The sequence below is a fragment of the Pseudomonas sp. NPDC087690 genome, assembly GCF_044743175.1.
In the GTDB taxonomy this organism is placed as follows: Bacteria; Pseudomonadota; Gammaproteobacteria; order Pseudomonadales; family Pseudomonadaceae; genus Aquipseudomonas.
In genome coordinates, this window is sequence record NZ_JBIUVX010000025.1 from 51,177 (window position 1) to 76,102 (window position 24,926).

Sequence of the window (24,926 nt, forward strand, 5' to 3'; positions counted from 1 at the left end):
CCCTAGACCGGCAAAGCGCTCGCGGTGCCCGATGGTCACTGAAAGTGGGTAGAATGCGGTTTTTTTCCAGTTGCGGGGGTGCGCGTTGCGCGAAATCGTCCTGATTAACATCACGGGAGTCGACCGTCCGGGTCTGACGGCAGCCATTACCGGTGTTCTGGCACAAGGTGGTGTGAACATTCTCGACATCGGTCAGGCGGTGATCCACGACACCCTGTCGTTCGGCATCCTGGTTGAAATTCCCGATTCGGAGCAGGGTAAATCCGTGCTCAAGGACATCCTGTTCAAGGGCTACGAGCTCGACCAACAGGTGCGCTTCACTCCGGTGTCCGAAGAGGATTACCAGCAGTGGGTGGGCAATCAGGGCAAGAAACGCCATATCGTTACCCTGCTGACCCGCAAAGTGACCGCCGGCCAATTGCAGGCCGTCAGCTCGATCACCGCCAAATACGGTCTGAACATCGACCACATCGACCGTCTGTCGGGTCGCATGCCGCTGGACACCCCGGCCGACAAGGGCAAGGGCTGCATCGAGTTTTCCGTGCGTGGCGAAGCGGCCGATCCGCAGGCGCTGCGTGCCGAATTCCTCAGCGTTGCCCAGGAACTGAACGTCGACATCGCCTTCCAGGAAGATTCGCTGTTCCGTCGCAACCGTCGTCTGGCGGTGTTCGACATGGATTCGACCTTGATCGAAGCCGAAGTCATCGACGAACTGGCCAAGGCTGCCGGCGTGGGTGAGCAGGTGTCCGCAATCACTGAGCGGGCGATGGCCGGCGAACTGGACTTCCGCGCCAGCTTCAAAGAGCGTCTGGCCTTGCTCAAAGGCCTGGACGTCAGCGTGCTGGATTCGATTGGCGCCTCGCTGCGTCTGACCGAAGGCGCCGAAACGCTATTTGCCGAGCTCAAGCGTCTGGGCTACAAGACCGCGATTTTGTCTGGTGGCTTCACCTATTTCGCCAAGCAATTGCAGGCCAAACTCGGCATCGACTACGTGTTCGCCAACGAACTGGAAGTGGTCGATGGCAAGTGCACTGGCGTGGCAATCGAACCGATTGTCGATGCGCAGCGCAAGGCTGACCTGTTGAAAGAATTGGCGCACAAGGAAGGTTTGCGTCTGGAACAGACTATCGCGGTCGGCGACGGTGCGAATGATCTGCCGATGCTGGCGATTGCCGGTTTGGGTGTGGCGTTCCGTGCCAAGCCGCTGGTCAAGCAATCGGCGAAGCAGGCGATTTCGACGTTGGGTCTGGATGGCGTGCTGTATCTGCTGGGCTTTCGCGATCGTGATGGGCAGTTGTAATTAAAGAGCAAAAGATCGCAGCCTTCGGCAGCTCCTACGTAGGTTTCCTGTAGGAGCTGCCGCAGGCTGCGATCTTTTGCTTTAGAGTGATTTCCACAACGAATCAAAATCCTCCTCGCTCGCGCCATTCTGCGCGGCCTCCAGCGAGCGATAAGCAAACTGATTGAAACTGTGCGTACTCGCCACCCGACGATCCAGGCCGGCGCGGTGTTCTTCGCCCTGGGTGTTGATCAGTACTTTATTGCCTTCCTGAAACGGCAATCGCGGCGCCAGCAAGGTTGCCGGTAAGTCGATCGAACTGATCTCCGGTAACAAGAGTCCGCGCAGATACTGACTGTGATCGTCCCTCGAACGCACCAATTGCAAGCCGCACGGCTGCGCATGCGGTGCCACCAGTTCGATGCCCATTTGCGTACCACCGCCACGCACCTGACGAATCCAGCGGATCACCGCAATGCTCCAGCCCAGACTGACGCTGTCCTGAATGCCGAGCATTTCCCCGGCCTGCAGTTCGGCGGGCACCTCATTTGGCCACGCCAGGCAATAACCGCCGGGGCTGTGATTGATCACCGGCAGGGCATAGGTCGGATAGTGCGGCGCCGCGTCGGCACTGCTTTCGTCTTCGACGAGGTGGTCGTACTGGATTTCTTCGTAGGGCAAAAACTGCTCATTGTTTTGCGGTGCGGCATCGAACGCCTGGCTCCAGCTGTCTTTTTCGCCTTGGGCCACCGCTCGACTGAAATTCGCCGCACGGGCGCCGGGGTGTTTGAGCAGGTCGCTGAACGTGCGCTCGCCACCCAGATAAAAGTGCAGGGCGCTCATGCCGACGCACACGGTCAGATTGCCCTGGCCCACGGTGCGCTGAAAACTGCGCTCAGCGGCCTGGCCCCAAGTGGCATGCAAGTGTTGCAGGGTGTCGAAGCTGAGCCCGGTCGGGATCGCTAAGGGCGTCGACGTGTCCTGATGCAGCAAGTGCGCTTCGAGGGTGTTTACCAGCGGTTGCGGATCGAAACCGAGTAGTCCCGCTTGTTGCTCGCTGCGGAACATGCTGCGGTAACGCGGCCCGGCATCGATTTCGGCGCTGACCGCGAACAAGCCGGCGTCTGCGCGCGCAGGCTGCAGTTTGAGCAAGGCACTCCACGGTTCAAGCACTTCGGCGAGGCGGGCGATCTGATTTTGCCGCAGTTGATTGCAACGAGCGCTGCCCAGCAGCAGGGCGGCGATGTAGGCCTGTTCCAGGCTCAACTCTGTGGTCAGGCTGGCCAGGTCGTCATGCACCCGGTGCTGTTGCAGTTGCAACTCACACGCTGTGCGATATAGCTGATGCAGTTCGAACCACAGGTGTTCCGGCGGTGGACTGTACAGTTGCGTGGCGCGCACAAGTTGGCCCTTCAAAGCATGTGCCGCGCGTTGCAGGGCTGTGCTGACCAGTACTGCGCGATCTTTGCCGTATTTCGGCGTAATACGCAGGACGATCTGCTTGTAGCCGATGGCCAGTTGACTTTGCAGGGCCTGACACAGGTTGCTGATCTTGCGCGAGCGTTCGTCGAGCATGATCGCCTGATGCAGAAAATGCCGCTCCAGATGCTGGCAGACGAAATAAACTTCCGGTCGCAGCAATTCGAGCAATTGCAGGCGATTGCCGCTGGGGGTAAGCAATTGATTGAGTTCGCCCAGGCTTTGATACAGCAGGCGGGCGGTTTCGCCGATGTTGGCCTTGGGCAGGCCGGCGATCCAGCGCTTAAGGTCGCGCGGAGTGGCTTCGCAAAATGACAGGCGCGGCTGACTTGGGGTCGGGGCGCGCAACTGTGGGGAGGATATGGTCTGGCTCATGCCAAAAACCATAGCAGCAAATAAGCGAGCGGGTGTTCTGCCTCAACGCATCGTCATTGAAGATGCACAGATAACAACGTGTAGGAGCTGCTGAAGGCTGCGATCTTTTGATCTTAAAACCAGGATCAAAAGATCGCAGCCTTCGGCAGCTCCTACAGGGATTGTGTGTTTCTAGAATCAGGCTTTCGGCAGCGCCAGGCCTTGACCCATCTGTACCGGCGAGCCGGCAACCAGTTCTTCAGCCCATTTCACTTGATCCGGGCCAAACAGCACGATAGCGGTCGAACCCAGCTTGAAGCGACCCAGTTCGGCACCTTTTTCCAGATGGATTGGCGCACGCGCAGCTTCGTCGTAACGGAAGGTTTTCAGCTCGCGTTTCGGCGGTGTGACCAGACCGGCCCACACGGTTTCGATCGAAGCGACGATCATCGCGCCGACCAGCACAACCGCCATCGGGCCGCGCTCGGTGTCGAAAATGCACGCCACGCGCTCGTTGCGGGCGAACAGTTCTGGCACGTTTTCAGCGGTGGTCTGGTTGACCGAAAAGATCCGGCCCGGGATGTAGACCATTTCGCGCAAGGTGCCGGCCAGCGGCATGTGCACGCGGTGGTAGTCCTTCGGCGACAGGTAAATGGTGGCGAAGTCGCCACCCATGAACGGCGCGGCATTGGCCGCGTCACCGCCGAGTAATTCCAGCACGCTGAAGCTGTGGCCCTTGGCCTGGAACACGCGACCGTGTTCGATCGGGCCGAGCTGGCTGACAGCACCGTCGGCCGGGCTGAGGATCGCGCCCGGAGTCTGGTCCAGAGGACGTGCGCCGTCTTTCAGGGCGCGGGTGAAGAAGGCGTTGAAGTGTTCGTAAGCGGTCAGGTCTTCGACCAGCGCTTGCGACATGTCCACCTGATAGCGCTTGGCGAACCACTGGGTGAAGGCATTCTTGAACCAGCGCACGCGGCACTCGGCAACGCAGCCGGCCAAGCGCGACAGCAGGTGATGAGGTAGCAGGTACTGGCTGAGGATAAACAGACGCTCTTTCATTGGTTGTCCTTAAAAAACCTTAAATCTCGACAGGCGTGTCAGGGTGGTTGCCCCATTCGCCCCAGGAACCGGCGTAGCCCTTGACCCGCGGATAACCGAGGGACTTGGCCACCAGATAAGTGAAGCCCGACCGGTGATGGGTCTGGCAGTGGGTAATGATTTCTTTGTCCTTGGTGATCCCGAGGTCTTCGAGGATCTGCGGCATGTCCGTGCGGATGCGCAGCTGACGGGCCTTGTCCATGCCTGCGGTCCATTCGAAGTTGACCGCGCCGGGGATGTGCCCGGCCTTGGCGGCCAGCACTTTCTCGCCGGAATATTCCAGCGGCCCGCGCGCGTCCCAGATCGCCAGATCTTCGGCGCCGAGGCGGCTTTGCAGGTATTCGCGCGTGGCGGTCGGCTCTTCGTGCAGGGTCAATGCCAGCGGCCCACCGACAATTGGCGGAACCTGGATCGACATCGGCATGCCATCCGCCAGCCACGCTGGAAGACCACCGTCTATATAGTGGTACTTGTCGTGACCGATCACGTCGAGCAGCCAGATAAAGCGTCCGGCCCAGCCGCCGCCCTCATCATCGTAAACCACGTAGACCGCATCCTTGCGATGGCCCAATTCACCGAACAGCGCCTCCAGATCAGCTTTCGCCGGCAGCAGCCCCGGCGCTGGCGGCTGGCCGAGCTGGGTGCGTTTCGGATCGACAAAGCGTGCGCCGGGGATATGTCCCTCGGTGTAGCGGGCGGCACTGGTCAGGTCCACCAGAATCAGTTCGCCAGACTCCAGGCGCGGGAGCAGGTCGCTCGGCTCAATGACGAGCGGCAAGCCAGAGAAGTCAGACATGTGAGGTCTCCAGAGCACAAAGGGGAGGATTGTAGCGCAGCCTCATCGGCCACGGCTGCTAAAGCTGTGCAGGGCTTTTTCGATGCACTGCGCGGTTTTGCCAAAGGCTTGCACGCTGATGTCGGCGAACGGCCCGCCACCCTGATCGGCGACGACGATCATGATTACCCGGCCGTTATTGATCAGTGAGCGCAGGAACAGATGCTCACCGCGAAACAGCGTACGCAGGCTCGGCGGCAGCAGGGCGGAGAACTGGGCGTTGTTGTCCGGGTTGATGCGCACCTGTGCCTGTTGCGCGAGCAAGCGTTGCAGCACGCTGCTTTGGCTGACGGCGAACGTCAGCGCCGCAGCTTCTTTTGGCAAACCATAGGTTTGCTGCACGCGCAGGCTGGACTGCGTGCGGTCGGCCATCAGGATCATCACCCGGCGCATGCCGCTGGCGGCCAACGCATCGCGGGCGGCGACGGTCAGGCTCATCGCATTGGTGAAGCGGCTTGGCTCGGCGAGCAGCTCGGCGCACTGTTTGCGCCATTGACCGAGGTCTTCAGCGGTGGGCGCAGCGGCGGGCAACATCCCGGCCGGCAAGCGCCGCGAGCCCCAAGGCCACAGCAGCGAAACCGCCGGGTGCCACAGATCCGGCATCGCATGATAACGGGCGCTGTTGGCGGCCTGCTGGTGCAGTTGTTGCTGCACTTCATCCATCGAAATCTGCAAGTAAAGGCTGGTCAGGTACTGCCAGCGCTCGCTGTGCGGACTGTCCCAGGCCTGTTGCGCCGACAGCGCCAGACCGTTGGCCAGCAGCACGGTATTGGCCGGTTGATTGAGCCAGCGGCGCAGAGTCGGGTCGTCATCGAGGCGGTTTTGCTGGCGCAGGGGGTGTGCGCTGTCGCGAGCGATGCGCAGCACTTTCACCAGTTCGCGCTGTTCGCTGAGCAGCAGTTTGTAACCCTGTTGCACCCAGATCGGCAGGTGCCAGGCCTCGACCAGCGCTTCAGCGATTTTCAGCAGGCGTACGCCGAACAATTGCTTTTCGACCGTGCGCGCCGATTCGCCCTTGTGGATAACCCGCAACTCCCATTCTTCGAGCAATTGCGGATAGGTCAGCGCCAATGGCCACAGCGGCGAAAGAAACAACAGGCTGCCCCAATGAATGTCCTGCCACAGTCGCGCCAGGCGACTGGCGAAAAAGCCATTGGCCTGTTGTGTCGCGTGCTGGCTGATCATTTGGAGCTGGCGCAGGGCCTTGGGGATTTGCATCTGCGGTTCGGCCGGCAGTCGCGCGAGCAATTCTTCTGTGCGCGCCAGGCCGAGACGGTTGATCGCCACCTCAAGATTTTCCGCCGGCGCGGCCATCGTGCCGTGGGTGTGACGATTCGCCTCACGGATGATGCTCAGTGCCAGTGCCGGGCTGTCCTGCATCAGGTCGGCGATGTCACGCAGTGAGCTGCGATTGTCGCGAATCGCCCGACACACTTTGTCGTGAGCCTCCTGCGGTACGGGCAGTCGCACGCCATCGAGCAGCTTTACCCAGCCGTCGAGGGTGGTCGGGTTTGCGTGTGGGACGTTCGTTTCATTAGCCATGTCTGGACGGGATCTTCACTGACTGTAGACGCGCCCGGCATGGGCTAAATTGGCTTTTCGCCTGAACTGGCTATAGTCTGGCGCAGTTTTGCCGATAAGTAGAAGAAGAGATTTTTTAACTTCCGAATATGACCTTGAACCCGACTCAGTAAGTACTTTCCTACCTATGGCTAAAATTATCGGCATCATCGTCGTATTCGCGAGCGTGCTCGGCGGATACGTGCTTTCCCACGGCAAGATTGCCGCCCTGATCCAGCCTTTCGAGGTGTTGATTATCGGTGGCGCGGCACTCGGCGCGTTCCTGCAGGCCAACCCCGGCTACATGACCATGCACGTGCTCAAGAAATCTTTGAGCATGTTCAGTTCGCGCTTCAGCCACACCTTCTATCTGGAAGTGCTCGGGCTGATTTACGAGATCCTCAACAAGAGCCGCCGCGAAGGCATGATGGCCATCGAAGGCGACATTGAAGACGCCGCCGCGAGCCCGATCTTCGCCAAGTACCCGGCGGTGCTCAAAGACGAACGCATGACCGCGTTCATCTGTGATTACCTGCGCATCATGTCGTCCGGCAACATGGCCCCGCACGAGCTGGAAGGCTTGTTCGACATGGAACTGTACAGCCTCAAAGAAGACCTCGAGCATCCGTCCCACGCGGTGAACGGCATCGCCGACGCCATGCCCGGTTTCGGTATCGTCGCGGCGGTACTCGGCATCGTGGTGACCATGGCCTCCCTGGGTGAAGGCGATCAGAAGTCCATCGGCCTGCACGTGGGTGCGGCACTGGTAGGTACTTTCTTCGGTATTCTCGCGGCGTACGGTTTCTTCGGCCCGCTGGCGCACTCCCTGGCCCACGATGCCAAGGAAGAGCTGAACGTTTACGAAGCCATCAAGGCTTCGCTGGTCGCTTCGGCTTCCGGCATGCCGCCATCGCTGGCGGTCGAGTTCGGTCGCAAGGTGCTGTACCCGGCCCACCGTCCAAGCTTTGCCGAGCTGGAACAAGCCGTTCGCGGTCGCTAAGCCATGGAAAATAATCAGCCGATTATCATCAAGCGCGTCAAGCGCATAGCCGGTGGGCATCACGGTGGGGCGTGGAAAATCGCCTTCGCCGACTTCGCCACGGCGATGATGGCGTTCTTCCTGGTGTTGTGGCTGCTGTCCACCGCCACGCCTGAGCAGAAGATCGCCATCGCCGGCTACTTCAAAGACCCGGTCGGCTTTTCCGAAAGCGGCACGCCGTACATCATTGACCTGGGCGGTACGCCGACCCTGGCGCCGGAAAACACCCTCAACCCTGAGGTGAAATCCCAGCCGCAACCCGACAAGGTCACCGTCGATACTGAACAGGTCGAAGGCATGGCCGAGCAGGTCGAGAAGGAACGTCTGGAACTGCTTCTGCAAGAACTGCAGAACAAGGTCGACGAGAACCCGCAACTGCAGAAGTTCAAGGATCAGATCCTCTTCGAGATCACCCCGAACGGCTTGCGTATCCAGATCATGGACGCGGAAAACCGGCCGATGTTCGACTCCGGTTCCGCACGCCTGAAGCCGTACTTCGAAGACATCCTGCTGGCCATGGCCGACACCATCAAAGCGGTGCCGAACAAGATCAGCATCAGCGGCCACACCGACGCCAAGCCGTACACCGGCACCGGCGATTTCGGTAACTGGGAACTGTCGGCCAACCGTGCCAACGCCGCGCGTCGTGCACTGATCGCCGGTAGCTATCCGGATGCGCAAGTGGCGCGGGTGGTCGGTTACGCCTCGTCGGCGCTGTTCGACCGGGAAAACCCGTTCAACCCGGTCAACCGTCGTATCGACATCGTGGTGCTGACCAAAAAGGCCCAGGCCGCGATCGAAGGCGCGCAAGGTGCGGACGCAGCGAAACCGGCCGATGAAAGCCACAACGGCGCCGCTCCGGCAGCGCCGGTTGATCCGAACGCGTTGCCGGCGGATCAGCAACCGGTGCCAGCGCATGAGTTGCGTGAGCGGCTGAACTTGTTTGATGACGCCGCGCCGAAACCGGCGGAGCCGGGGAGTGCGGCGCCTGCGCCGTCTACTCCGCCAACCACTGCCCCGGCCCCCGCGCCGAAGCAGTGACCCACAAAAAAGCCGACAGCGATGTCGGCTTTTTTGTGTCTGGAATTTCACCTCGCCGCTCATTTGCGTGGCGCTACGAAATTGATCGGGAACCAGGCAAGTGAGGTCTTAGAACCCCCGCCGAATCCTGCTCTTCAACTGATCATGAAACTGCTCGGCATTCCTCTTGTAAGTCCCCTTCATCGACTCACTCATCGAATCCAGCATCACCGACCGCTTGTTCGTCACTTCCTCTCGATAAGCATCGATAAAGAAATCCAGATCTCTGTCCGTACTCAACTTCGGCCATTTATCCAGATACAACGGCAACTGCGCCGGTCCGGTCTTGAACGAGCAGATTCGCCGGTTGCTGATCGTCGCCTCACCAATCTCGAACGGCACCCACCACGACAAAGCAGTCCTCTCCGACACCACCGCGAGCAAGTGCGTGCATTCGGTGATGTTGCGGGTGATGACGCCGGTGATGTCATCGGTGGTCTGCGATTCCGGGTCGAGCACATCCAGGTAGGTTTTGATGTTGGCCTGTTTCAGGCGACTGTTGATTGCCATGGCCTGCATGCGATCCATATGGCGGTAGCTGATGAAGACAGGCATCAGAAATGTCCTTTGAGCGCGAGTTCGCGGTAGTAGGCGCCGAGCGCGGTGAGGCGGCAGCCGGTGGAGTGGAGGGCGGCGTAGTACATGTGCTCGGCGTCGACCGGCTCGATCAGGCTGTGGCGATTGCACTTCTGAAGTTGCGCGAAGATCTCGCCGTGTTCCGGATCGAAACTGGCCTCGGTTGGCTCGTAGCTGGGGTCGAGCGGGTAGGTCGATTCTGCCTCGGCAAACCACTCGGGCAGTTTGCGCAGGATCTCTTTGGGGATCAGCGGCGAGACTTCGCGCAGGGAAATGAACTGCGAGACGTTGGTCTTGAATACCGGGCGTTGTTCCCAGGCGTCGAGTGCGTTGTCGACGAAGGAATAGAGGCTGCCGGGAGTGATCTTGCCGAGAATGTTTGCCGCACCACCGTGCAGCGCTTGCAGCAGCAACCCGGTAAACACACCGTGTTGCGCACCTTCCATGGCCGGTTCTTCCTTTTTGCACGCGGTGAGAATGGTCATGCCTTCACCGACCACGCTGCTTTCACTGCGCAAAGCGCGCACCTCGCCGGCTGATCCGCTCTGGCAGCAGTCGAGAATGATGACTTTGTTTTTGATGCGGGTGGCTTTGGTGGCCCAATTGAGGATATCGCTGATGCGAATGCCATCCTTCGGGTTACGAAAGTCCTGCGGCAGCAGCATGCCTTCGTCATTGTCGTTATCGAAGCCGCCATGTCCGGCGAAATAAAGGAGGGCGACGTTACAGTCGCCGGAAAACAACTCGCGGATCTGGTCTTCAAGTTTCTCCCGGCTCAGATAATCCTCAGCGGACGTCAGCACGATGTTCTTGAAATTCGGATCGCCATTGGCGTCGGTTTTCAACACCGAAGCCATGGCCATGGCGTCATTGCTGCAACCGCTCAGGCGCGAAATATGGGTGTAGTCGTTGATGCCGATAAACAATCCCTTGCGCATGATCAGGCCGCCGTGTGCAGGCGGATCGCGCCGACGATGCTGTTGGTGTTCCACGCGCATTCGGCGTGTGCGGCGTTACGCACCACCGTGGAAATACGTTCGGCACCGAACGGTTTGATCGCGATGATCACCTTGCCCATGCGCTTGGCGATCTCGATTTCCTTGTTGATCCACTTGCTGTAGGTCGAATACATGCCGGCCATGATCAGCACCGCCGAGCAGGGGCGGATCTTGTTTTCGATGGCTTCTTCAAGCTGCTTGTCGGTCTGCGCGCCCATGATCGGGTTGTGCGTCGGCACCGAAAAATTCTTGTAAGTGAAGTCGGGGTGGGCACTGAGCAGGCGCACCAGATTGTCGTGGGCGTGGGAGTAGTTCCACGAGTGGCTGATGAACAAATGGTAGGTTTGCATGGGGGTTCCTCTGGGGCGCGAACGTGCGACGAGGAACTCAATGTAGGCCCATGAAATGAGCCTACAAGGCTTGGACGGAGAAAGAGAAAGGTCCTGCAAGCAGCCGTGCAGAAGTCCTACAGAAAGGTCTGATGTTTAAAAACGCGAGGGAGGTGTCAGGGGAAAACCGACATCCGGCAGCCCTTGGGCAAAGGGCTGCCGGTACGACTGTTTAATAGCCGTTTTCAGGCAGGCTGGCGATGATCGAGCGGTAGCTATTCATGCGCTGTTGCTGAACGCGGCCGTCTTCGAGTGCCTTGAGCAAGGCGCAACCCGGTTCACGGTCGTGTTTGCAGTCGCGGAAGCGGCAGGTGCCGAGCAAATCGTCGAACTCGATGAAACCGGCTTCAACATCGGCACGGCTGACGTGGCCCAGGCCGAATTCACGGATACCCGGGGAGTCGATCAGCTCACCGCCACCGGGGAAGTGGAATAGGCGCGCGGTGGTCGTCGTGTGCGTGCCCTGACCGGACAGCTCAGACAGCGGCCCGACGCGGGTTTCCACTTCCGGCAGCAGGCTGTTGACCAGCGACGATTTGCCGACGCCGGACTGACCGACGAACACGCTGATGCGGCCGTCGAGCTGCTTTTGCAGCTGTTCCATGCCGTCACCGTGGTGCGCCGACACTTCCAGCACCGGATAACCCAGCGTGCGGTACACCGCCAGCAGCGCGTTGAGCGCCGGGGCGTTCTGCTCGTCGATGAGGTCGAATTTGTTCAGCAGTAGCAACGGACGGATGCCGGCGTGTTCGGCCGCGACCAGATAGCGGTCGATCAGGTTGGCATGCGGCTCGGGCAGCGGGGCAAAAACGATGACGATCATGTCGACGTTGGCCGCCACCGGCTTCAGTTGGCCACGGCTGTCCGGGCGGCACAGTTCGGTGGTGCGCGGCAATTGCGCGACGATCACCCCGATGCCCTGATTGCCGGCGCGCCAGACGACCGTGTCGCCGGTCACCAGCGCCGGCAGGTTGGCGCGCAAGTGGCAACGGAATACCTGGCCGGCCTGATCGCCATCAGTGGCCTCGACCTCGACCTGCACACCGAAGTGAGCGATCACCAGGCCGGTCTGTTCCGGGCCCAGGTCGCCACCTTCCAGGGCTTCGACGGCCGAGGACTCGCGTTTGGCGGCGCGTGCTGCGCGCTCGCCCTGAATCTTTTCGATGCGCCAGTTTTGACGACGATTGAGTTGGCGTTTGGCCATGGGTGTTCCGTCTGAAGAATGCAGCGATTAGGTAAAACGGCCGCGAGTTTAGCACGCCCGGCCACCGGCCTAGGCTAAACTGCGCAGCATTGCCTAGGAGCCGAAATATGCAAAACCCGCAGAACCTGATCTGGATCGACCTGGAAATGACCGGTCTGGATCCGGATAACGACGTCATCATTGAGATGGCCACCATCGTCACCGACAGTGACCTCAACACGTTGGCCGAAGGTCCGGTGATCGCCATCCACCACAGCGATGCAGTGCTCGCGCGCATGGACGAGTGGAACACCCGCACCCACGGCAACTCCGGCCTGACCCAGCGCGTGCGCGACAGCCGCATCAGCATGGCCGAAGCCGAAGCTGAAACCATCGCCTTCCTGGAGAAATGGGTACCGAAAGGCAAGTCGCCGATCTGCGGCAACAGCATCTGCCAGGATCGTCGCTTCCTTTATACCCACATGAAAGGGCTGGAAAGCTACTTCCACTACCGCAACCTCGACGTCTCGACGCTCAAGGAACTGGCCGCGCGCTGGGCACCGGACGTGCGTGACAGCTTCAAGAAGGGCAGCACGCACCTGGCGCTGGACGACATTCGCGAATCCATCGCCGAGCTGCAGCATTACCGCAAGCACTTCATCAAATTCTGATGCGATCCCGGTAGGAGCTGCCGAAGGCTCCTGCACGGATTTGTGTTTGCTGTGGCGCCCTCTTTTGGTGCCGCCGCGAAATGGCTAGACTGCGCGCCTTCTTGCCTGGATCGCCACCATGTTGCTGATGCTCTATCTCGTCGCCATCACCGCTGAAGCCATGACTGGCGCGCTGTCTGCCGGGCGTCGCGGCATGGACTGGTTTGGCGTGGTGCTGATCGCCTGCGTCACGGCGTTGGGCGGTGGTTCGGTGCGTGACGTGTTGCTCGGGCACTACCCGCTGACATGGGTCAAACACCCGGAATACCTGGTGCTGACCTCGGTCGCAGCGATGTTCACTGTGTTCACTGCGCGCTGGATGCGTCACCTTCGCTCGCTGTTTCTGGTGCTCGACGCCGTCGGCCTGGTGGCCTTCACCCTGATCGGCTGCATGACTGCACTGGAGATGGGCCACGGCATGCTGGTGGCCTCGGTCAGCGGCGTCATCACCGGGGTCTTCGGCGGCATCCTCCGCGATATCTTCTGCAACGACATCCCGCTGATCTTCCGCCGAGAACTGTACGCCAGCGTCTCGTTCGCGGCGGCGTGGTGCTACATGCTCTGCCTGTACCTGAATGTGCCGAGCGAGCAGGCGATTTTGATCACGCTGTTTGGTGGCTTCCTGCTGCGCTTGCTGGCGATCCGTTTCCATTGGGAAATGCCCAAGTTCGTCTATAACGATCAGCCGTAACGCGATATCCCTTGTAGGAGCTGCCGAAGGCTGCGATCTTTTGACGTTCAAGATCAAAAGATCGCAGCCTGCGGCAGCTCCTACAGGGGGTTATGCGATTCCGTGTTGTTTCAGAGCCCATTCGACGTGTTCTTGTACCAGCTCTGACGGATAGTCTCGCCGTGCCTTCAACGCTTCCAGCACCGGAATGCTCGACGGCGCGTTACCGAGTCCCACCGCCAGATTGCGCAACCAACGCTCATAACCGGCACGGCGCAGCGGTGAGCCTTCAGTGCTGCTGAGAAACTTGTCTTCATCCCACAGAAATAGCTCGGCCAGTTCAGCGTTGTCGAGATTGTGCCGTGGCTTGAAGTCGCTTTCCCCGGACGGTTTGGCGAAACGGTTCCACGGGCAGACGATCTGGCAGTCGTCGCAGCCGAACACACGGTTGCCGATCAGCGGGCGCAGGTCTTCGGGGATCGCGTTTTTCAGTTCGATCGTCAGGTAGGAAATGCAGCGGCGCGCGTCCAGCACGTACGGACCGACGAAGGCGTTGGTCGGACAGATATCCAGGCACGCGGTGCAGCGCCCGCAATGTTCGGTGCTGTGCGGCTCATCGACCGGCAGCGGCAGATCGACGAACAACTCGCTCAAGAAGAAATAACTACCGGCCTTGCGGTTCAGCACCAAGGTGTTTTTGCCGATCCAGCCCAATCCAGCCTGCTCGGCGATGGCTTTTTCCAGCACGGGCGCGCTGTCGACAAACGCACGAAAACCGAATGGGCCGATCTCCGACTGGATCTTGTCGGCTAATTGTTGCACGCGTTTACGGATCAATTTGTGGTAATCGCGGCCCAACGCATAACGCGACACGTAAGCTTTTTCCGGTTGCGCCAGTCGCTTGGCCATTTCGGTATCGCCCGGCAGGTAGTCCATGCGCAGCGAGACCACGCGCAACGTACCCGGCACCAGCTCTTCGGGGTGCGAGCGTTTGCTGCCGTGGGCGCCCATGTAGTCCATTTCGCCGTGGTAGCCGGCCTCGAGCCAGCGCGCGAGGTGCTGCTCATGCTCGGCCAGATCCAGACCGCTGATGCCGACTTGCTGAAAGCCCAGCTCGCGGCCCCAATCCTTGATCGATTGGGCGAGGGCGGGCAGGTCTGTGGTGATGGCGGACATGAGACGAGAGAAACCGGAGCTGAGGTGCGTATAATTCTGCCAGACATCGGAGCCCGAAGACGCATGCCGCACACGAAAGATCAATTACCCGACGCGCTGTATGGTGCCGCACAGGTGCGCGAACTCGATTCACGGCTGATTGCCGCGGGCACGCCGGGCTTCGAATTGATGCAGCGCGCCGCTCACGCAACCTGGCGCGCACTGGTTCGGCAATGGCCTTCGGCGACCGAGCTGACGGTGCTGGCCGGGCATGGCAACAACGCCGGCGACGGTTATCTGGTCGCGGCGATGGCGCAGCGAGCGGGCTGGCAGGTGCGGGTGTTGGCCGTCGGCGATCCGCAACGTTTGCAGGGCGATGGCGCGCAGGCCCATGCCGAGGCGCTGGCTGAAAATGTTCTGGTGCAAGGCTGGCAGGCTCAAAGCGAACTGCGCGGCGTCCTTCTTGATGCCTTGCTCGGCACGGGGCTGAACGGTGAGGTGCGCGAGCCTTACCTTTCGGCGATCAACGCGATCAACGCCAGTGGTTTGCCGGTGACAGCCGTCGATATCCCTTCCGGGCTAAGCGCTGACACTGGGCAAGTGCTGGGCGCCGCGGTGCAGGCCGATCTGACGGTGAGCTTTATCGGGCTGAAAGTCGGCCTGTTTACCGGGGACGCGGCGGATCACGTCGGCCAACTGCTGTTTAACGATTTGCAGGCCGGCGCCGACATCTATCGTGACATTCCCGTTATCGCCCGACGGCTGAACACGGCTAATCTTCCGGGGCTGGCGGCGCGTGCCCCGGCTTCGCACAAGGGCCGCTTCGGCCACGTGCTGCTGATCGGGGGCGATCACGGTTTTGGCGGGGCGATCCTGCTCAGCACCGAAACCGCTTTGCGCAGCGGCGCGGGCATGGTCTCTCTGGCGACCCGCCCTGAACATGTCCCGGCAGCGTTGACGCGAGTCCCGGAAGCCATGGCGCTCGGTACATCGTCGGCCAATCAATTGATGGGGTTGCTGGAAAAAGTCTCGGTGCTGGTTGTCGGCCCGGGGTTGGGGCAGGCCGCTTGGGGGCGAGCGCTGTTGTCCGCTGCCGCCAACGCGGCATTGCCGCAAGTGTGGGACGCCGATGCACTGAACCTGCTGGCGAGCGGTTTCGTTGGGTTGCCCAAGGATTGCGTGATCACGCCGCATCCGGGGGAAGCGGCCCGGTTGCTCGGAATCAGCACTGCCCAGGTTCAGGCGGATCGCCCGGCAGCGGCGCTGGCATTGAGCAAAAAATACTCGGCGGTCGTCGTGCTCAAAGGTGCCGGCAGCCTGATCGCCCACCCCGATGGCCGATTGGCTGTATGTCATCAAGGTCATCCGGCCATGGCCACTGCCGGCCTCGGTGATGTGCTGGCCGGTTTGACCGGTGCACTGTTGGCGCAAGGCATGGACAGTTTCGAAGCCGCTTGCCTGGCGGTCTGGCTGCACGCCAATGCGGGAATGCAGCAAGGAAAATTGGGCCGTGGGCTGGCGGCCAGTGATCTGATTCCAGCCATTCGTCAGTTGTTGGAGGAGCAAGTACCGTGTCTGAAGTAACCCTGTACCTGGCCGATGAACAGGCCATGAGCGACTTTGGTGCACGGATCGCCCGCGTGACCCAGGGCCATGGCCTGATTTTTCTTGAAGGCAACCTGGGGATGGGCAAAACCACGCTGTCGCGCGGGATCATTCGCGGGCTGGGCCATGTCGGCGCAGTAAAAAGTCCGACCTTCACCTTGGTCGAACCCTACGAGATCGGTGACCTCCGCGCCTTCCACTTTGACCTGTATCGACTGGTCGATCCGGAAGAACTTGAGTTCCTCGGCATCCGCGACTACTTCGAAGACGATGCGATGTGCCTGATCGAGTGGCCCGATAAAGGTGCAGGCTTTTTGCCAAAGCCTGACCTGACCATTACCATTAGCCCGCAAGACAGCGGGCGTTCGCTGAAAATTTTATCCCAGGGCTCGCGTGGCGAGGCCTGGTGTGCCGCTTTGGCGTTGGAATCCAATTAAATGATGGGGTTAGGTATGCGCTTTCGCGCGATGGTGGCTGCCGCTGGACTGATGTTGATGGCAGTAACCGTCAACGCTGTGGCCGATTCAAAGGTCAACAGCGTGCGCCTGTGGCGGGCGCCGGACAACACGCGACTGGTCTTCGACCTGAGCGGCCCGGTGCAGCACAGCGTGTTCACCCTGACCGCGCCGGACCGGCTGGTGATCGACATCAACGGCGCGACCCTCGGTGCGCCGCTGAATGTGCAGACCGCTAACACGCCGATAACCGCAATGCGTTCGGCCCAACGCACGCCGACCGATCTGCGGGTAGTCATTGACCTGAAGAAAGCCGTCACGCCGAAAAGCTTCTCGCTGGCGCCGAACGCGCAGTACGGCAACCGCTTGGTGGTCGATCTGTTCGACAACCCGGCCGACGCCGCGCCGCCGCCCGCGCCAAGCCCGAAAGTCGCGACCGTGCCAGCGGTGCCGGTAACGCCAACTGAGCCTTCGATCAAATTGCCGCCCGCCCCGGCGGGCAAACGCGACATTATTGTGGTGATCGACGCCGGCCACGGTGGCGAAGACCCTGGTGCGTCCGGTTCGCGCGGCCAGCGTGAAAAAGACGTGGTGCTGCAGATCGCCCGCGAACTGCAGCGTCAGGTCAACGGCATGAAAGGCTTCCGTGCTGAACTGACCCGTACTGGCGACTACTTCATCCCGTTGCGTGGCCGTACCGAAATCGCTCGCAAGAAGGGCGCCGACCTGTTCGTCTCGATCCACGCCGATGCTGCGCCGTCTGCCGCCGCTTTCGGTGCCTCGGTGTTTGCCCTGTCTGATCGCGGTGCGACTTCGGAGACTGCCCGTTGGCTGGCCGACAGCGAAAACCGTTCCGACTTGATCGGTGGTGCCGGCAACGTCAGCCTCGACGACAAGGACCGCATGCTCGCGGGCGTTCTGCTCGACCTGTCGATGACCGCCTCGCTGACCTCCAGCCTCAACGTCGGCCAGAAAGTCCTGACCAACATCGGCCGCGTCACGCCGCTGCACAAACAACGCGTGGAGCAGGCCGGGTTCATGGTGCTGAAATCGCCGGACATCCCGTCGATCCTGGTCGAAACCGGCTTCATCTCCAACGCCAACGAGGCGAACAAGCTCTCTGCGTCGAGCCACCAGCAAGCGCTGGCGCGTTCGATCAGCAGCGGCGTGCGTCAGTTCTTCCAGCAAAACCCACCGCCGGGCACCTACATCGCCTGGCTGCGTGATTCCGGCAAGATCGCCCAAGGCCCGCGCGACCACCGTGTCGGCCCGGGTGAGACGCTGGCGATGATCGGCGTGCGCTATCAGGTGTCGCCGGCCACGTTGCGCAGCGCAAACAACCTGAAAAGCGATGAGCTGAAAGTCGGCCAGCATCTGACCATTCCTGGCACCGAACTGGCGTCCAAAGAATGAACGAAGTGCTGAACGCTGCCGCGCGCATCGAACTGCTCAGCCCTCGGCTGGCGAACCAGATTGCCGCCGGTGAGGTGGTTGAACGCCCGGCCTCGGTGATCAAGGAGTTGCTGGAGAACAGCCTCGATTCCGGCGCCAAACGCATCGATGTCGATGTCGAGCAGGGCGGCGTCAAGCTGCTGCGCGTACGCGACGATGGCAGTGGTATTTCCGCCGATGACCTGCCGCTGGCGCTAGCGCGTCACGCCACCAGCAAGATCCGTAACCTGGAAGACCTCGAACAAGTGATGAGCCTGGGCTTTCGGGGTGAGGCGCTGGCATCGATCAGCTCCGTGGCACGTCTGACCCTGACCTCGCGCACCCGTGGTGCCGAGCAGGCCTGGCAGGTCGAAACCGAAGGCCGTGACATGGCGCCTCGGGTGCAACCGGCGGCGCACCCGGTCGGCACCTCGGTGGAAGTTCGCGACCTGTTCTTCAACACCCCGGCACGACGTAAATTCCTCAAGACGGAAAAAACCGAATTCGATCACCTGCAAGAAGTGATCAAACGTCTGGCGCTGGCGCGTTTCGACGTGGCGTTCCACCTGCGTCACAACGGCAAGACCATCCTTAGCCTGCATGAGGCCCATGATGATGCGGCGCGTGCCCGGCGTGTGGCGGCGATTTGCGGTTCGGGGTTTCTTGAGCAAGCCTTGCCGATCGAGATCGAACGCAATGGCCTGCATTTGTGGGGTTGGGTTGGATTGCCGACCTTCAACCGCAGTCAGGCGGATTTGCAGTATTTCTTTGTGAATGGCCGGGCGGTGCGCGACAAACTGGTTGCCCATGCGGTGCGTCAGGCCTATCGCGACGTGCTGTTCAATGGCCGGCACCCGACGTTTGCGCTGTTTTTCGAGGTCGATCCGGCGGCGGTCGACGTCAACGTGCACCCGACCAAGCACGAAGTGCGCTTCCGTGACGGGCGCATGGTGCATGACTTCCTTTACGGTACGCTGCACCGCGCGTTGGGCGATGTGCGACCGGAAGATCAACTGGCCGGTTCGGTGACCACCGCCATCGTCCGCCCGACCGGCCTCGATGCTGGCGAATTCGGCCCGCAAGGCGAAATGCGTCTGGCTGCCAATGCGCTGCTGGAGCAACCGCAAGCGCAACCGGCGTTCAACACCTCGTCCGGTGCCAGTGCTGGCGGCGCTTACCAGTACCAATACACACCGCGTCCGCAATCGGCAGTGCCGCCGGCCGCTGAAGCTCAAGCGGCGTACCGCGAGTTCTTCGCGCCGCTGCCTGAGGCCAATGCCAACGCATTGCCGGCCGGGCAGGAAGACATTCCACCGCTCGGATATGCACTGGCGCAGCTCAAGGGCATCTACATTCTGTCCGAGAACGCCCAAGGCCTGGTGCTGGTGGACATGCACGCCGCCCACGAACGGATCATGTACGAACGTCTGAAAATCGCCATGGCCAGCGAAGGTCTCAGTGGCCAGCCTTTGCTGGTTCCAGAGTCGCTGGCGGTCAGTCAGCGCGAGGCCGATTGCGCCGAAGAACACGCAGCATGGTTTCAGCGCCTGGGCTTTGAATTGCAGCGGCTGGGCCCGGAAACCCTGGCGATCCGCCAGATTCCGGCCTTGTTGAAGCAGGCCGAAGCCAATCGTCTGGTCGGCGACGTGCTGTCGGACCTGATGGAGTACGGCACCAGCGACCGGATTCAGGCGCACCTCAACGAATTGCTCGGCACCATGGCCTGCCACGGCGCGATCCGCGCCAACCGGCGCCTGGCCCTGCCGGAAATGAACGGCCTGCTGCGTGACATGGAAAACACCGAACGCAGTGGTCAATGCAACCATGGCCGACCGACCTGGACCCAACTGGGCCTGGACGATCTGGACAAACTGTTCCTGCGCGGTCGTTGATGAGCCAGCTCCCTCCAGCGATTTTCCTGATGGGCCCGACCGCTGCGGGCAAGACCGATCTGGCCATCGAGCTGACCAAGGTGCTGCCGTGCGAGCTGATCAGTGTCGATTCGGCGCTGGTCTATCGCGGCATGGACATCGGCACTGCCAAGCCCTCGAAAGAGTTGCTGGCCGAATATCCGCACCGTTTGATCGATATTCTCGATCCGGCGCAGGCCTATTCAGCTGCGGATTTCCGTCGCGATGCCTTGCAAGCCATGGCCGAAATCACCGCGCGCGGAAAAATTCCGTTGCTGGTGGGCGGCACGATGCTCTACTACAAGGCGTTGGTCGACGGTCTGGCGGACATGCCGGCAGCTGATCCCGCCGTGCGTGCGCAGATCGAAGAAGAGGCTGCACGCCTTGGCTGGCAAGCCCTGCACGACCAATTGGCAGTCATCGACCCGGTGTCCGCTGCGCGGATTCACCCGAACGATCCGCAGCGCTTGAGTCGCGCGCTGGAAGTCTATCGCGTCAGCGGTCAGAGCATGACTGCCCTGCGCCAGCAACAATCTGCGCAAAGTACTGAAGCAGCCGCTTCGGGACTGCAACAATTGCCCTATACTGTCGCGAACTTGGCCATTGCTCCGGCAAATCGTCAGGTACTGCACGAGCGCATTAAACAAAGATTCACAAATATGCTGGAACAGGGGTTCATCGACGAGGTCGTAGCCCTGCGTAAAAGAAGTGACCTGCATTCGGGGTTGCCGTCTATACGTGCGGTAGGCTACCGCCAAGTCTGGGATTATCTGGATGGCACGCTGTCGTTGGCTGAAATGCAGGAGCGCGGCATCATTGCCACGCGTCAATTGGCCAAACGCCAGTTCACCTGGCTGCGCAGCTGGGAAGATATACACTGGCTGGACAGTCTTGATTGCGACAATCTGCCACGCGCCTTGAAATACCTTGGGACCATCTCCATATTGAGCTGAGTCCTTGCAATTGCCGTCTATCCTTGGGGGTGTGACGGCCAAAGCCATCTGAGTTACCTATTTTTTATTATTGAATCCTTAAAGGAGTGCGGCACATGTCAAAAGGGCATTCGCTACAAGACCCTTACTTGAATACTTTACGTAAAGAGAAAGTTGGGGTTTCCATCTACCTGGTCAACGGTATCAAACTGCAAGGCACGATCGAGTCGTTCGACCAGTTCGTGATCCTGCTGAAAAACACCGTGAGCCAAATGGTTTACAAACACGCTATCTCGACAGTCGTGCCGGTTCGTCCAATTCGTCTGCCTAGCGCAACCGAATCCGAAGCAGGTGACGCTGAGCCAGGTAACGCCTGATAGGAGTCTCCTTTGTTATTTGAGCGCCACGGTGGTGGTGAACGAGTCATCCTCGTTCACTTGGATGGACAGGACCCTGAGGCGCGCGAAGATCCGCAGGAGTTTCAGGAATTGGCTAATTCGGCGGGCGCCGAGACCGTTGCGTTTTTTAACGTGCCGCGTCATCGGCCAACCGCCAAATTCCTGATCGGCAGCGGCAAGGTCGAGGAACTGCGCGACCTGGTCAAGGCTGAAGAAGCCGATCTGGTGATTTTCAATCACATCCTCACGCCCAGTCAGGAACGTAACCTCGAACGTGTTTTCGAGTGTCGCGTGATCGACCGTACCGGTCTGATTCTCGATATTTTCGCCCAGCGCGCCCGTACCCATGAAGGTAAGCTCCAGGTCGAACTGGCCCAGCTTGATCACATGAGCACGCGGCTGGTTCGCGGCTGGACTCACCTTGAGCGTCAAGGTGGCGGTATCGGCATGCGCGGTCCGGGTGAAACCCAGCTCGAAACCGACCGCCGTTTGCTGCGGGTTCGCCTGCGCCAGATCAAGGGCCGGCTCGAGAAGGTGCGCAGCCAGCGCGAGCAATCGCGTCGCGGCCGCTCCCGTGCGGACATCCCTACCGTTTCTCTGGTGGGATACACCAACGCCGGCAAGTCCACACTCTTCAATAATGTGACGAAATCCGACGTCTACGCGGCCGACCAATTGTTCGCCACGCTGGACCCGACCCTGCGCCGTCTCGACATTGACGACCTGGGGCCGATCGTTCTGGCGGACACGGTGGGCTTCATTCGCCACTTGCCGCACAAGCTGGTCGAAGCATTTCGGTCTACCCTCGAAGAGTCGAGCAATTCCGATCTGCTGTTGCACGTGATCGATGCGGCCGAACCGGATCGCATGTTGCAGATCGAGCAGGTGATGGTGGTGCTGGGCGAGATTGGTGCCCAGGACTTGCCGATCCTCGAGGTCTATAACAAACTCGATTTGCTTGAAGGCGTTGAACCGCAAATCCAGCGCGACGAAAACGGCAAGCCCCAACGGGTCTGGCTTTCGGCGCGTGATGGCAGTGGTCTGGAATTGCTTGAACAAGCCATCGCCGAATTACTCGGCAGTGATTTGTTTGTCGGTACCCTGCGCTTGCCGCAACGATTCGCGCGACTGCGTGCGCAGTTTTTCGAACTCGGTGCGGTGCAGAAAGAAGAGCATGACGAAGAAGGCATCAGTCTGCTGGCCGTTCGTTTGCCCCGTGTCGAGCTGAATCGACTGGTAAGCCGCGAAGGATTGCAGCCGATGGAATTCATCGAGCAACACACTTTGCAATAAAAGCCTGAAGAAGCGGTTGTGCCGTGACGGCAGGCATTCTGTAGCATTGGTCGGCGCGCCGTGGGTGCGTCTTTGCTTTATCAGATGGAGAGCGCTATGGCTTGGAATGAGCCGGGTGGCAACTCGAATAATCAGGATCCTTGGGGTGGCAAGCGCCGCAATAACGGCGACCGCAAGGGGCCACCGGATCTCGACGAGGCCTTCCGAAAGCTGCAGGAAAGCCTGAACGGGTTGTTCGGTGGTGGTAAGAAACGTGGTGATGACGGCGGTGGTTCGGGCAAGAGCGGTGGCGGCTTCGGCGGTCTGCTCGGCATCGGCCTCGTCGTGCTGGCGGCTGTCTGGCTGTACAGCGCGGTTTACGTAGTGGACGAGCAGGAGCAAGCCGTGGTGCTGCGCTTCGGCAAGTACTACGAGACTGTCGGCCCGGGCCTGAACATCTACTTCCCGCCGATCGACAAGAAGTACATGGAAAACGTCACGCGTGAGCGTGCGTACACCAAGCAGGGCCAGATGCTGACCGAAGACGAGAACATCGTCGAAGTCCCACTGACCGTGCAGTACAAGATCAGCAACCTGCAGGATTTCGTGCTGAACGTTGATCAGCCGGAAATCAGCCTGCAGCACGCGACCGACAGTGCCCTGCGCCACGTGGTGGGTTCCACTGCCATGGATCAGGTGCTGACTGAAGGTCGTGAACTGATGGCCAGCGAAATCAAGGAGCGGCTGCAACGCTTCCTCGATACCTATCGCACCGGTATCACCGTCACTCAGGTCAACGTACAGAGCGCAGCGGCACCGCGTGAAGTGCAGGAAGCCTTCGATGACGTGATCCGCGCCCGTGAAGACGAGCAGCGTTCGCGCAACCAGGCGGAAACCTACGCCAACGGCGTCGTGCCGGAAGCCCGTGGTCAGGCCCAGCGCATCCTCGAAGATGCCAACGGTTACCGCGACGAAACGGTCTCGCGTGCCAAGGGTGAGGCTGACCGCTTTACCAAACTGGTCGCCGAGTATCGCAAGGCACCTGAAGTGACCCGCCAGCGTCTGTACCTGGACACCATGCAGGAAGTCTTCAGCAACACCAGCAAGGTTCTCGTGACCGGCAACAAGAACGGCCAGAGCAACCTGTTGTACCTGCCGTTGGACAAGATGATCCAGAACAATCCGGGCAGCAGCGGGCCGGTGACCGGTTCGGCCGCCGCCAGCAACAACACGGATGTCACGCCGCACGTCACTGACCTGCCGCAGTCGCGCACAAGGGAGACCCGCTGATGAGCAATAAATCGCTGATCGCCCTGATCGTTGGCGTCGTGGTGGTACTGGTTGGCTGGAACTGCTTCTACATCGTCGCTCAGACCGAGCGTGCGGTGCTGCTGCAATTCGGTCGCGTGGTTCAGGCTGATGTTCAGCCGGGTCTGCATGTGAAAGTGCCTTACGTTAACCAGGTGCGTAAATTCGACGCACGTCTGATGACGCTGGACGCACCGACACAACGCTTCCTGACCCTGGAAAAGAAAGCCGTGATGGTCGATGCCTACGCCAAGTGGCGCGTGAAAGATGCCGAGCGCTTCTACACCGCGACTTCCGGTCTCAAGCAAATCGCCGACGAGCGTCTGTCCCGTCGTCTGGAATCCGGTCTGCGTGACCAGTTCGGTAAGCGCACTCTGCACGAAGTGGTGTCGGGTGAGCGTGACGCGTTGATGGCTGACATCACCGCATCGCTGAACAAAATGGCGGAAAAAGAGCTGGGTATCGAAGTGGTCGATGTCCGGGTCAAGACCATCGATCTGCCGAAAGAAGTGAACCGCAGTGTGTTCGAGCGTATGAGCACCGAGCGTGAGCGTGAAGCTCGCGAGCACCGCGCCAAGGGTAACGAGCTGGCCGAAGGCATCCGTGCCGACGCCGATCGCCAACGCCGCGTGCTGCTGGCTGAAGCCTATCGTGAATCCGAAGAGGTTCGCGGTGACGGTGATGCCCAGGCCGCTGCGATCTACTCCAAGGCCTATGGTCAGGATCAGGAGTTCTACAGTTTCTACCGTAGCCTGCGTGCCTACCGTGAAAGCTTCGCGAACAAATCCGACGTATTGGTCCTCGACCCAAGCAGCGACTTTTTCCACTACCTGGAAAAGGCCAAGCCTTGATACGCCGTTGACCTGAATCATTCCGCCCGGCGGCTAAAACCTCGGGCGGGGTGATCCTTTGGGAAAACGTGTGTATGATGCGGCAGCCGGGAAATTCCCGGCTTTTTTGCGTCTGCACGTTTGATTGCTGTTTTTTGTTGCAGGCATCGGGTTGAATGGCCCGAGAGTATTTCGAGGAAAGTGATGGGCGAAGCCGGTAACAGGCCTTTCGCCGCGTCGTTCATGCGCGTGCGTTTTGAACGGACCGATCATTTTCTGCTTCACTCAAGGCTCGCCCGCAGGCTGGCCGCCCGGATCAAAGGGGAATGGCGTAATGGCAACGTTAGACCGCTGGCTGCTGCCAGATGGCATCGAAGAAG

Annotated in this window: 23 protein-coding genes; 14 read left to right on the forward strand and 9 right to left on the reverse strand. The window is 60.4% G+C overall.

Annotated features, from left to right (window positions below; genetic code table 11):
• Positions 1-85: 85 nt before the first annotated feature.
• On the forward strand, positions 86-1,300 hold the full coding sequence (gene serB / locus ACIPIZ_RS20570; protein WP_064388597.1) for a phosphoserine phosphatase SerB: 1,215 nt from the start codon (positions 86-88) through the stop codon (positions 1,298-1,300).
• Positions 1,301-1,381: 81 nt separating this feature from the next.
• On the opposite strand, the gene ACIPIZ_RS20575 is transcribed toward serB, so the two are convergent.
• From ACIPIZ_RS20575 to ACIPIZ_RS20590, 4 genes are all read right to left on the reverse strand, one after another.
• The gene (locus ACIPIZ_RS20575) at positions 1,382-3,133 is read right to left on the reverse strand and encodes a hypothetical protein (protein WP_064388598.1); all 1,752 of its coding nucleotides are present in this window, start codon (positions 3,131-3,133) and stop codon (positions 1,382-1,384) included.
• A gap of 177 nt (positions 3,134-3,310) precedes the next feature.
• Positions 3,311-4,171, reverse strand: a complete 861-nt coding sequence (gene asd, locus ACIPIZ_RS20580; RefSeq protein WP_122661074.1) for an archaetidylserine decarboxylase — start codon at positions 4,169-4,171, stop codon at positions 3,311-3,313.
• Positions 4,172-4,190: 19 nt separating this feature from the next.
• On the reverse strand, positions 4,191-5,006 hold the full coding sequence (gene rhdA, locus ACIPIZ_RS20585; protein ID WP_064388601.1) for a thiosulfate sulfurtransferase: 816 nt from the start codon (positions 5,004-5,006) through the stop codon (positions 4,191-4,193).
• 42 nt (positions 5,007-5,048) lie between these two features.
• Complete coding sequence (locus tag ACIPIZ_RS20590) at positions 5,049-6,587, reverse strand: HDOD domain-containing protein (RefSeq protein WP_401167082.1); 1,539 nt, start codon at positions 6,585-6,587, stop codon at positions 5,049-5,051.
• A gap of 166 nt (positions 6,588-6,753) precedes the next feature.
• Here ACIPIZ_RS20590 and motA point away from each other — a divergent pair, with 166 nt between their 5' ends.
• Positions 6,754-7,605 (forward strand): flagellar motor stator protein MotA, encoded by an 852-nt coding sequence (motA, locus tag ACIPIZ_RS20595; RefSeq protein WP_007915795.1) that lies wholly within the window; start codon positions 6,754-6,756, stop codon positions 7,603-7,605.
• A gap of 3 nt (positions 7,606-7,608) precedes the next feature.
• Complete coding sequence (motB, locus tag ACIPIZ_RS20600) at positions 7,609-8,685, forward strand: flagellar motor protein MotB (RefSeq protein WP_064388605.1); 1,077 nt, start codon at positions 7,609-7,611, stop codon at positions 8,683-8,685.
• Between the two features lie 108 nt (positions 8,686-8,793).
• On the opposite strand, the gene ACIPIZ_RS20605 is transcribed toward motB, so the two are convergent.
• The 4 genes from ACIPIZ_RS20605 to rsgA form a co-directional block, all read right to left on the reverse strand.
• Positions 8,794-9,279 (reverse strand): toll/interleukin-1 receptor domain-containing protein, encoded by a 486-nt coding sequence (locus tag ACIPIZ_RS20605; protein WP_008078345.1) that lies wholly within the window; start codon positions 9,277-9,279, stop codon positions 8,794-8,796.
• Complete coding sequence (locus ACIPIZ_RS20610) at positions 9,279-10,238, reverse strand: caspase domain-containing protein (RefSeq protein ID WP_401167086.1); 960 nt, start codon at positions 10,236-10,238, stop codon at positions 9,279-9,281. The genes ACIPIZ_RS20605 and ACIPIZ_RS20610 overlap by 1 nt, the downstream gene beginning before the upstream one ends.
• Before the next feature lie 2 nt (positions 10,239-10,240).
• On the reverse strand, positions 10,241-10,648 hold the full coding sequence (locus ACIPIZ_RS20615) for a TIR domain-containing protein (RefSeq protein ID WP_064388609.1): 408 nt from the start codon (positions 10,646-10,648) through the stop codon (positions 10,241-10,243).
• A 211-nt stretch (positions 10,649-10,859) separates the two neighbouring features.
• The gene (rsgA, locus tag ACIPIZ_RS20620; protein WP_064388611.1) at positions 10,860-11,891 is read right to left on the reverse strand and encodes a small ribosomal subunit biogenesis GTPase RsgA; all 1,032 of its coding nucleotides are present in this window, start codon (positions 11,889-11,891) and stop codon (positions 10,860-10,862) included.
• A 107-nt stretch (positions 11,892-11,998) separates the two neighbouring features.
• Between rsgA and orn the strand changes: the two genes are divergently transcribed.
• Together orn and ACIPIZ_RS20630 are read left to right on the forward strand one after the other, a co-directional pair.
• Complete coding sequence (orn, locus tag ACIPIZ_RS20625) at positions 11,999-12,541, forward strand: oligoribonuclease (protein ID WP_064388614.1); 543 nt, start codon at positions 11,999-12,001, stop codon at positions 12,539-12,541.
• Positions 12,542-12,659: 118 nt separating this feature from the next.
• Positions 12,660-13,271 carry a trimeric intracellular cation channel family protein gene (locus tag ACIPIZ_RS20630; RefSeq protein WP_064388618.1) on the forward strand — a complete coding sequence of 204 codons (612 nt, stop codon included), beginning with the start codon at positions 12,660-12,662 and terminating at the stop codon, positions 13,269-13,271.
• A gap of 90 nt (positions 13,272-13,361) precedes the next feature.
• Here ACIPIZ_RS20630 and queG read toward each other — a convergent pair whose 3' ends face one another.
• Entirely contained in the window at positions 13,362-14,426 is a 1,065-nt protein-coding gene (queG, locus tag ACIPIZ_RS20635; RefSeq protein WP_401167092.1) for a tRNA epoxyqueuosine(34) reductase QueG, read from the reverse strand.
• A gap of 63 nt (positions 14,427-14,489) precedes the next feature.
• Between queG and ACIPIZ_RS20640 the strand changes: the two genes are divergently transcribed.
• The 9 genes from ACIPIZ_RS20640 (at position 14,490) to hflC (ending at position 24,567) form a co-directional block, all read left to right on the forward strand.
• Complete coding sequence (locus ACIPIZ_RS20640; protein WP_253480681.1) at positions 14,490-15,989, forward strand: NAD(P)H-hydrate dehydratase; 1,500 nt, start codon at positions 14,490-14,492, stop codon at positions 15,987-15,989.
• The gene (tsaE, locus tag ACIPIZ_RS20645; protein WP_064388624.1) at positions 15,977-16,447 is read left to right on the forward strand and encodes a tRNA (adenosine(37)-N6)-threonylcarbamoyltransferase complex ATPase subunit type 1 TsaE; all 471 of its coding nucleotides are present in this window, start codon (positions 15,977-15,979) and stop codon (positions 16,445-16,447) included. Before ACIPIZ_RS20640 ends, tsaE begins: the two co-directional genes overlap by 13 nt.
• The gene (locus ACIPIZ_RS20650) at positions 16,448-17,878 is read left to right on the forward strand and encodes an N-acetylmuramoyl-L-alanine amidase (RefSeq protein ID WP_064388625.1); all 1,431 of its coding nucleotides are present in this window, start codon (positions 16,448-16,450) and stop codon (positions 17,876-17,878) included.
• Positions 17,879-17,886: 8 nt separating this feature from the next.
• A complete protein-coding gene (mutL, locus tag ACIPIZ_RS20655; protein WP_177330939.1) occupies positions 17,887-19,788 on the forward strand; it encodes a DNA mismatch repair endonuclease MutL in 1,902 nt (633 codons plus the stop codon).
• A complete protein-coding gene (gene miaA, locus ACIPIZ_RS20660; protein ID WP_064388629.1) occupies positions 19,788-20,759 on the forward strand; it encodes a tRNA (adenosine(37)-N6)-dimethylallyltransferase MiaA in 972 nt (323 codons plus the stop codon). Before mutL ends, miaA begins: the two co-directional genes overlap by 1 nt.
• A 95-nt stretch (positions 20,760-20,854) precedes the next feature.
• Positions 20,855-21,115: an RNA chaperone Hfq gene (gene hfq / locus ACIPIZ_RS20665; protein ID WP_007902656.1), complete on the forward strand. Its 261-nt coding sequence runs from the start codon at positions 20,855-20,857 to the stop codon at positions 21,113-21,115.
• A gap of 12 nt (positions 21,116-21,127) precedes the next feature.
• The gene (gene hflX, locus ACIPIZ_RS20670; RefSeq protein WP_401167097.1) at positions 21,128-22,429 is read left to right on the forward strand and encodes a ribosome rescue GTPase HflX; all 1,302 of its coding nucleotides are present in this window, start codon (positions 21,128-21,130) and stop codon (positions 22,427-22,429) included.
• A gap of 96 nt (positions 22,430-22,525) precedes the next feature.
• Positions 22,526-23,698, forward strand: coding sequence for an FtsH protease activity modulator HflK (gene hflK, locus ACIPIZ_RS20675; protein WP_064388632.1), 1,173 nt, complete (start codon positions 22,526-22,528; stop codon positions 23,696-23,698).
• Positions 23,698-24,567 (forward strand): protease modulator HflC, encoded by an 870-nt coding sequence (gene hflC, locus ACIPIZ_RS20680; RefSeq protein ID WP_007915830.1) that lies wholly within the window; start codon positions 23,698-23,700, stop codon positions 24,565-24,567. Before hflK ends, hflC begins: the two co-directional genes overlap by 1 nt.
• The last annotated feature ends 359 nt before the right edge of the window (positions 24,568-24,926 follow it).

Bases quoted from the DNA above. Each gene is read 5' to 3' on its own strand.
- ACIPIZ_RS20575 (WP_064388598.1), bottom strand. From the start codon at position 3,133: ATGAGCCAGACCATATCCTCCCCACAGTTGCGCGCCCCGACCCCAAGT.
- asd (WP_122661074.1), bottom strand. From the start codon at position 4,171: ATGAAAGAGCGTCTGTTTATCCTCAGCCAGTACCTGCTACCTCATCAC.
- rhdA (WP_064388601.1), bottom strand. From the start codon at position 5,006: ATGTCTGACTTCTCTGGCTTGCCGCTCGTCATTGAGCCGAGCGACCTG.
- ACIPIZ_RS20590 (WP_401167082.1), bottom strand. From the start codon at position 6,587: ATGGCTAATGAAACGAACGTCCCACACGCAAACCCGACCACCCTCGAC.
- motA (WP_007915795.1), top strand. From the start codon at position 6,754: ATGGCTAAAATTATCGGCATCATCGTCGTATTCGCGAGCGTGCTCGGC.
- motB (WP_064388605.1), top strand. From the start codon at position 7,609: ATGGAAAATAATCAGCCGATTATCATCAAGCGCGTCAAGCGCATAGCC.
- ACIPIZ_RS20605 (WP_008078345.1), bottom strand. From the start codon at position 9,279: ATGCCTGTCTTCATCAGCTACCGCCATATGGATCGCATGCAGGCCATG.
- ACIPIZ_RS20610 (WP_401167086.1), bottom strand. From the start codon at position 10,238: ATGCGCAAGGGATTGTTTATCGGCATCAACGACTACACCCATATTTCG.
- ACIPIZ_RS20615 (WP_064388609.1), bottom strand. From the start codon at position 10,648: ATGCAAACCTACCATTTGTTCATCAGCCACTCGTGGAACTACTCCCAC.
- rsgA (WP_064388611.1), bottom strand. From the start codon at position 11,891: ATGGCCAAACGCCAACTCAATCGTCGTCAAAACTGGCGCATCGAAAAG.
- orn (WP_064388614.1), top strand. From the start codon at position 11,999: ATGCAAAACCCGCAGAACCTGATCTGGATCGACCTGGAAATGACCGGT.
- ACIPIZ_RS20630 (WP_064388618.1), top strand. From the start codon at position 12,660: ATGTTGCTGATGCTCTATCTCGTCGCCATCACCGCTGAAGCCATGACT.
- queG (WP_401167092.1), bottom strand. From the start codon at position 14,426: ATGTCCGCCATCACCACAGACCTGCCCGCCCTCGCCCAATCGATCAAG.
- ACIPIZ_RS20640 (WP_253480681.1), top strand. From the start codon at position 14,490: ATGCCGCACACGAAAGATCAATTACCCGACGCGCTGTATGGTGCCGCA.
- ACIPIZ_RS20650 (WP_064388625.1), top strand. From the start codon at position 16,448: ATGATGGGGTTAGGTATGCGCTTTCGCGCGATGGTGGCTGCCGCTGGA.
- miaA (WP_064388629.1), top strand. From the start codon at position 19,788: ATGAGCCAGCTCCCTCCAGCGATTTTCCTGATGGGCCCGACCGCTGCG.
- hfq (WP_007902656.1), top strand. From the start codon at position 20,855: ATGTCAAAAGGGCATTCGCTACAAGACCCTTACTTGAATACTTTACGT.
- hflK (WP_064388632.1), top strand. From the start codon at position 22,526: ATGGCTTGGAATGAGCCGGGTGGCAACTCGAATAATCAGGATCCTTGG.
- hflC (WP_007915830.1), top strand. From the start codon at position 23,698: ATGAGCAATAAATCGCTGATCGCCCTGATCGTTGGCGTCGTGGTGGTA.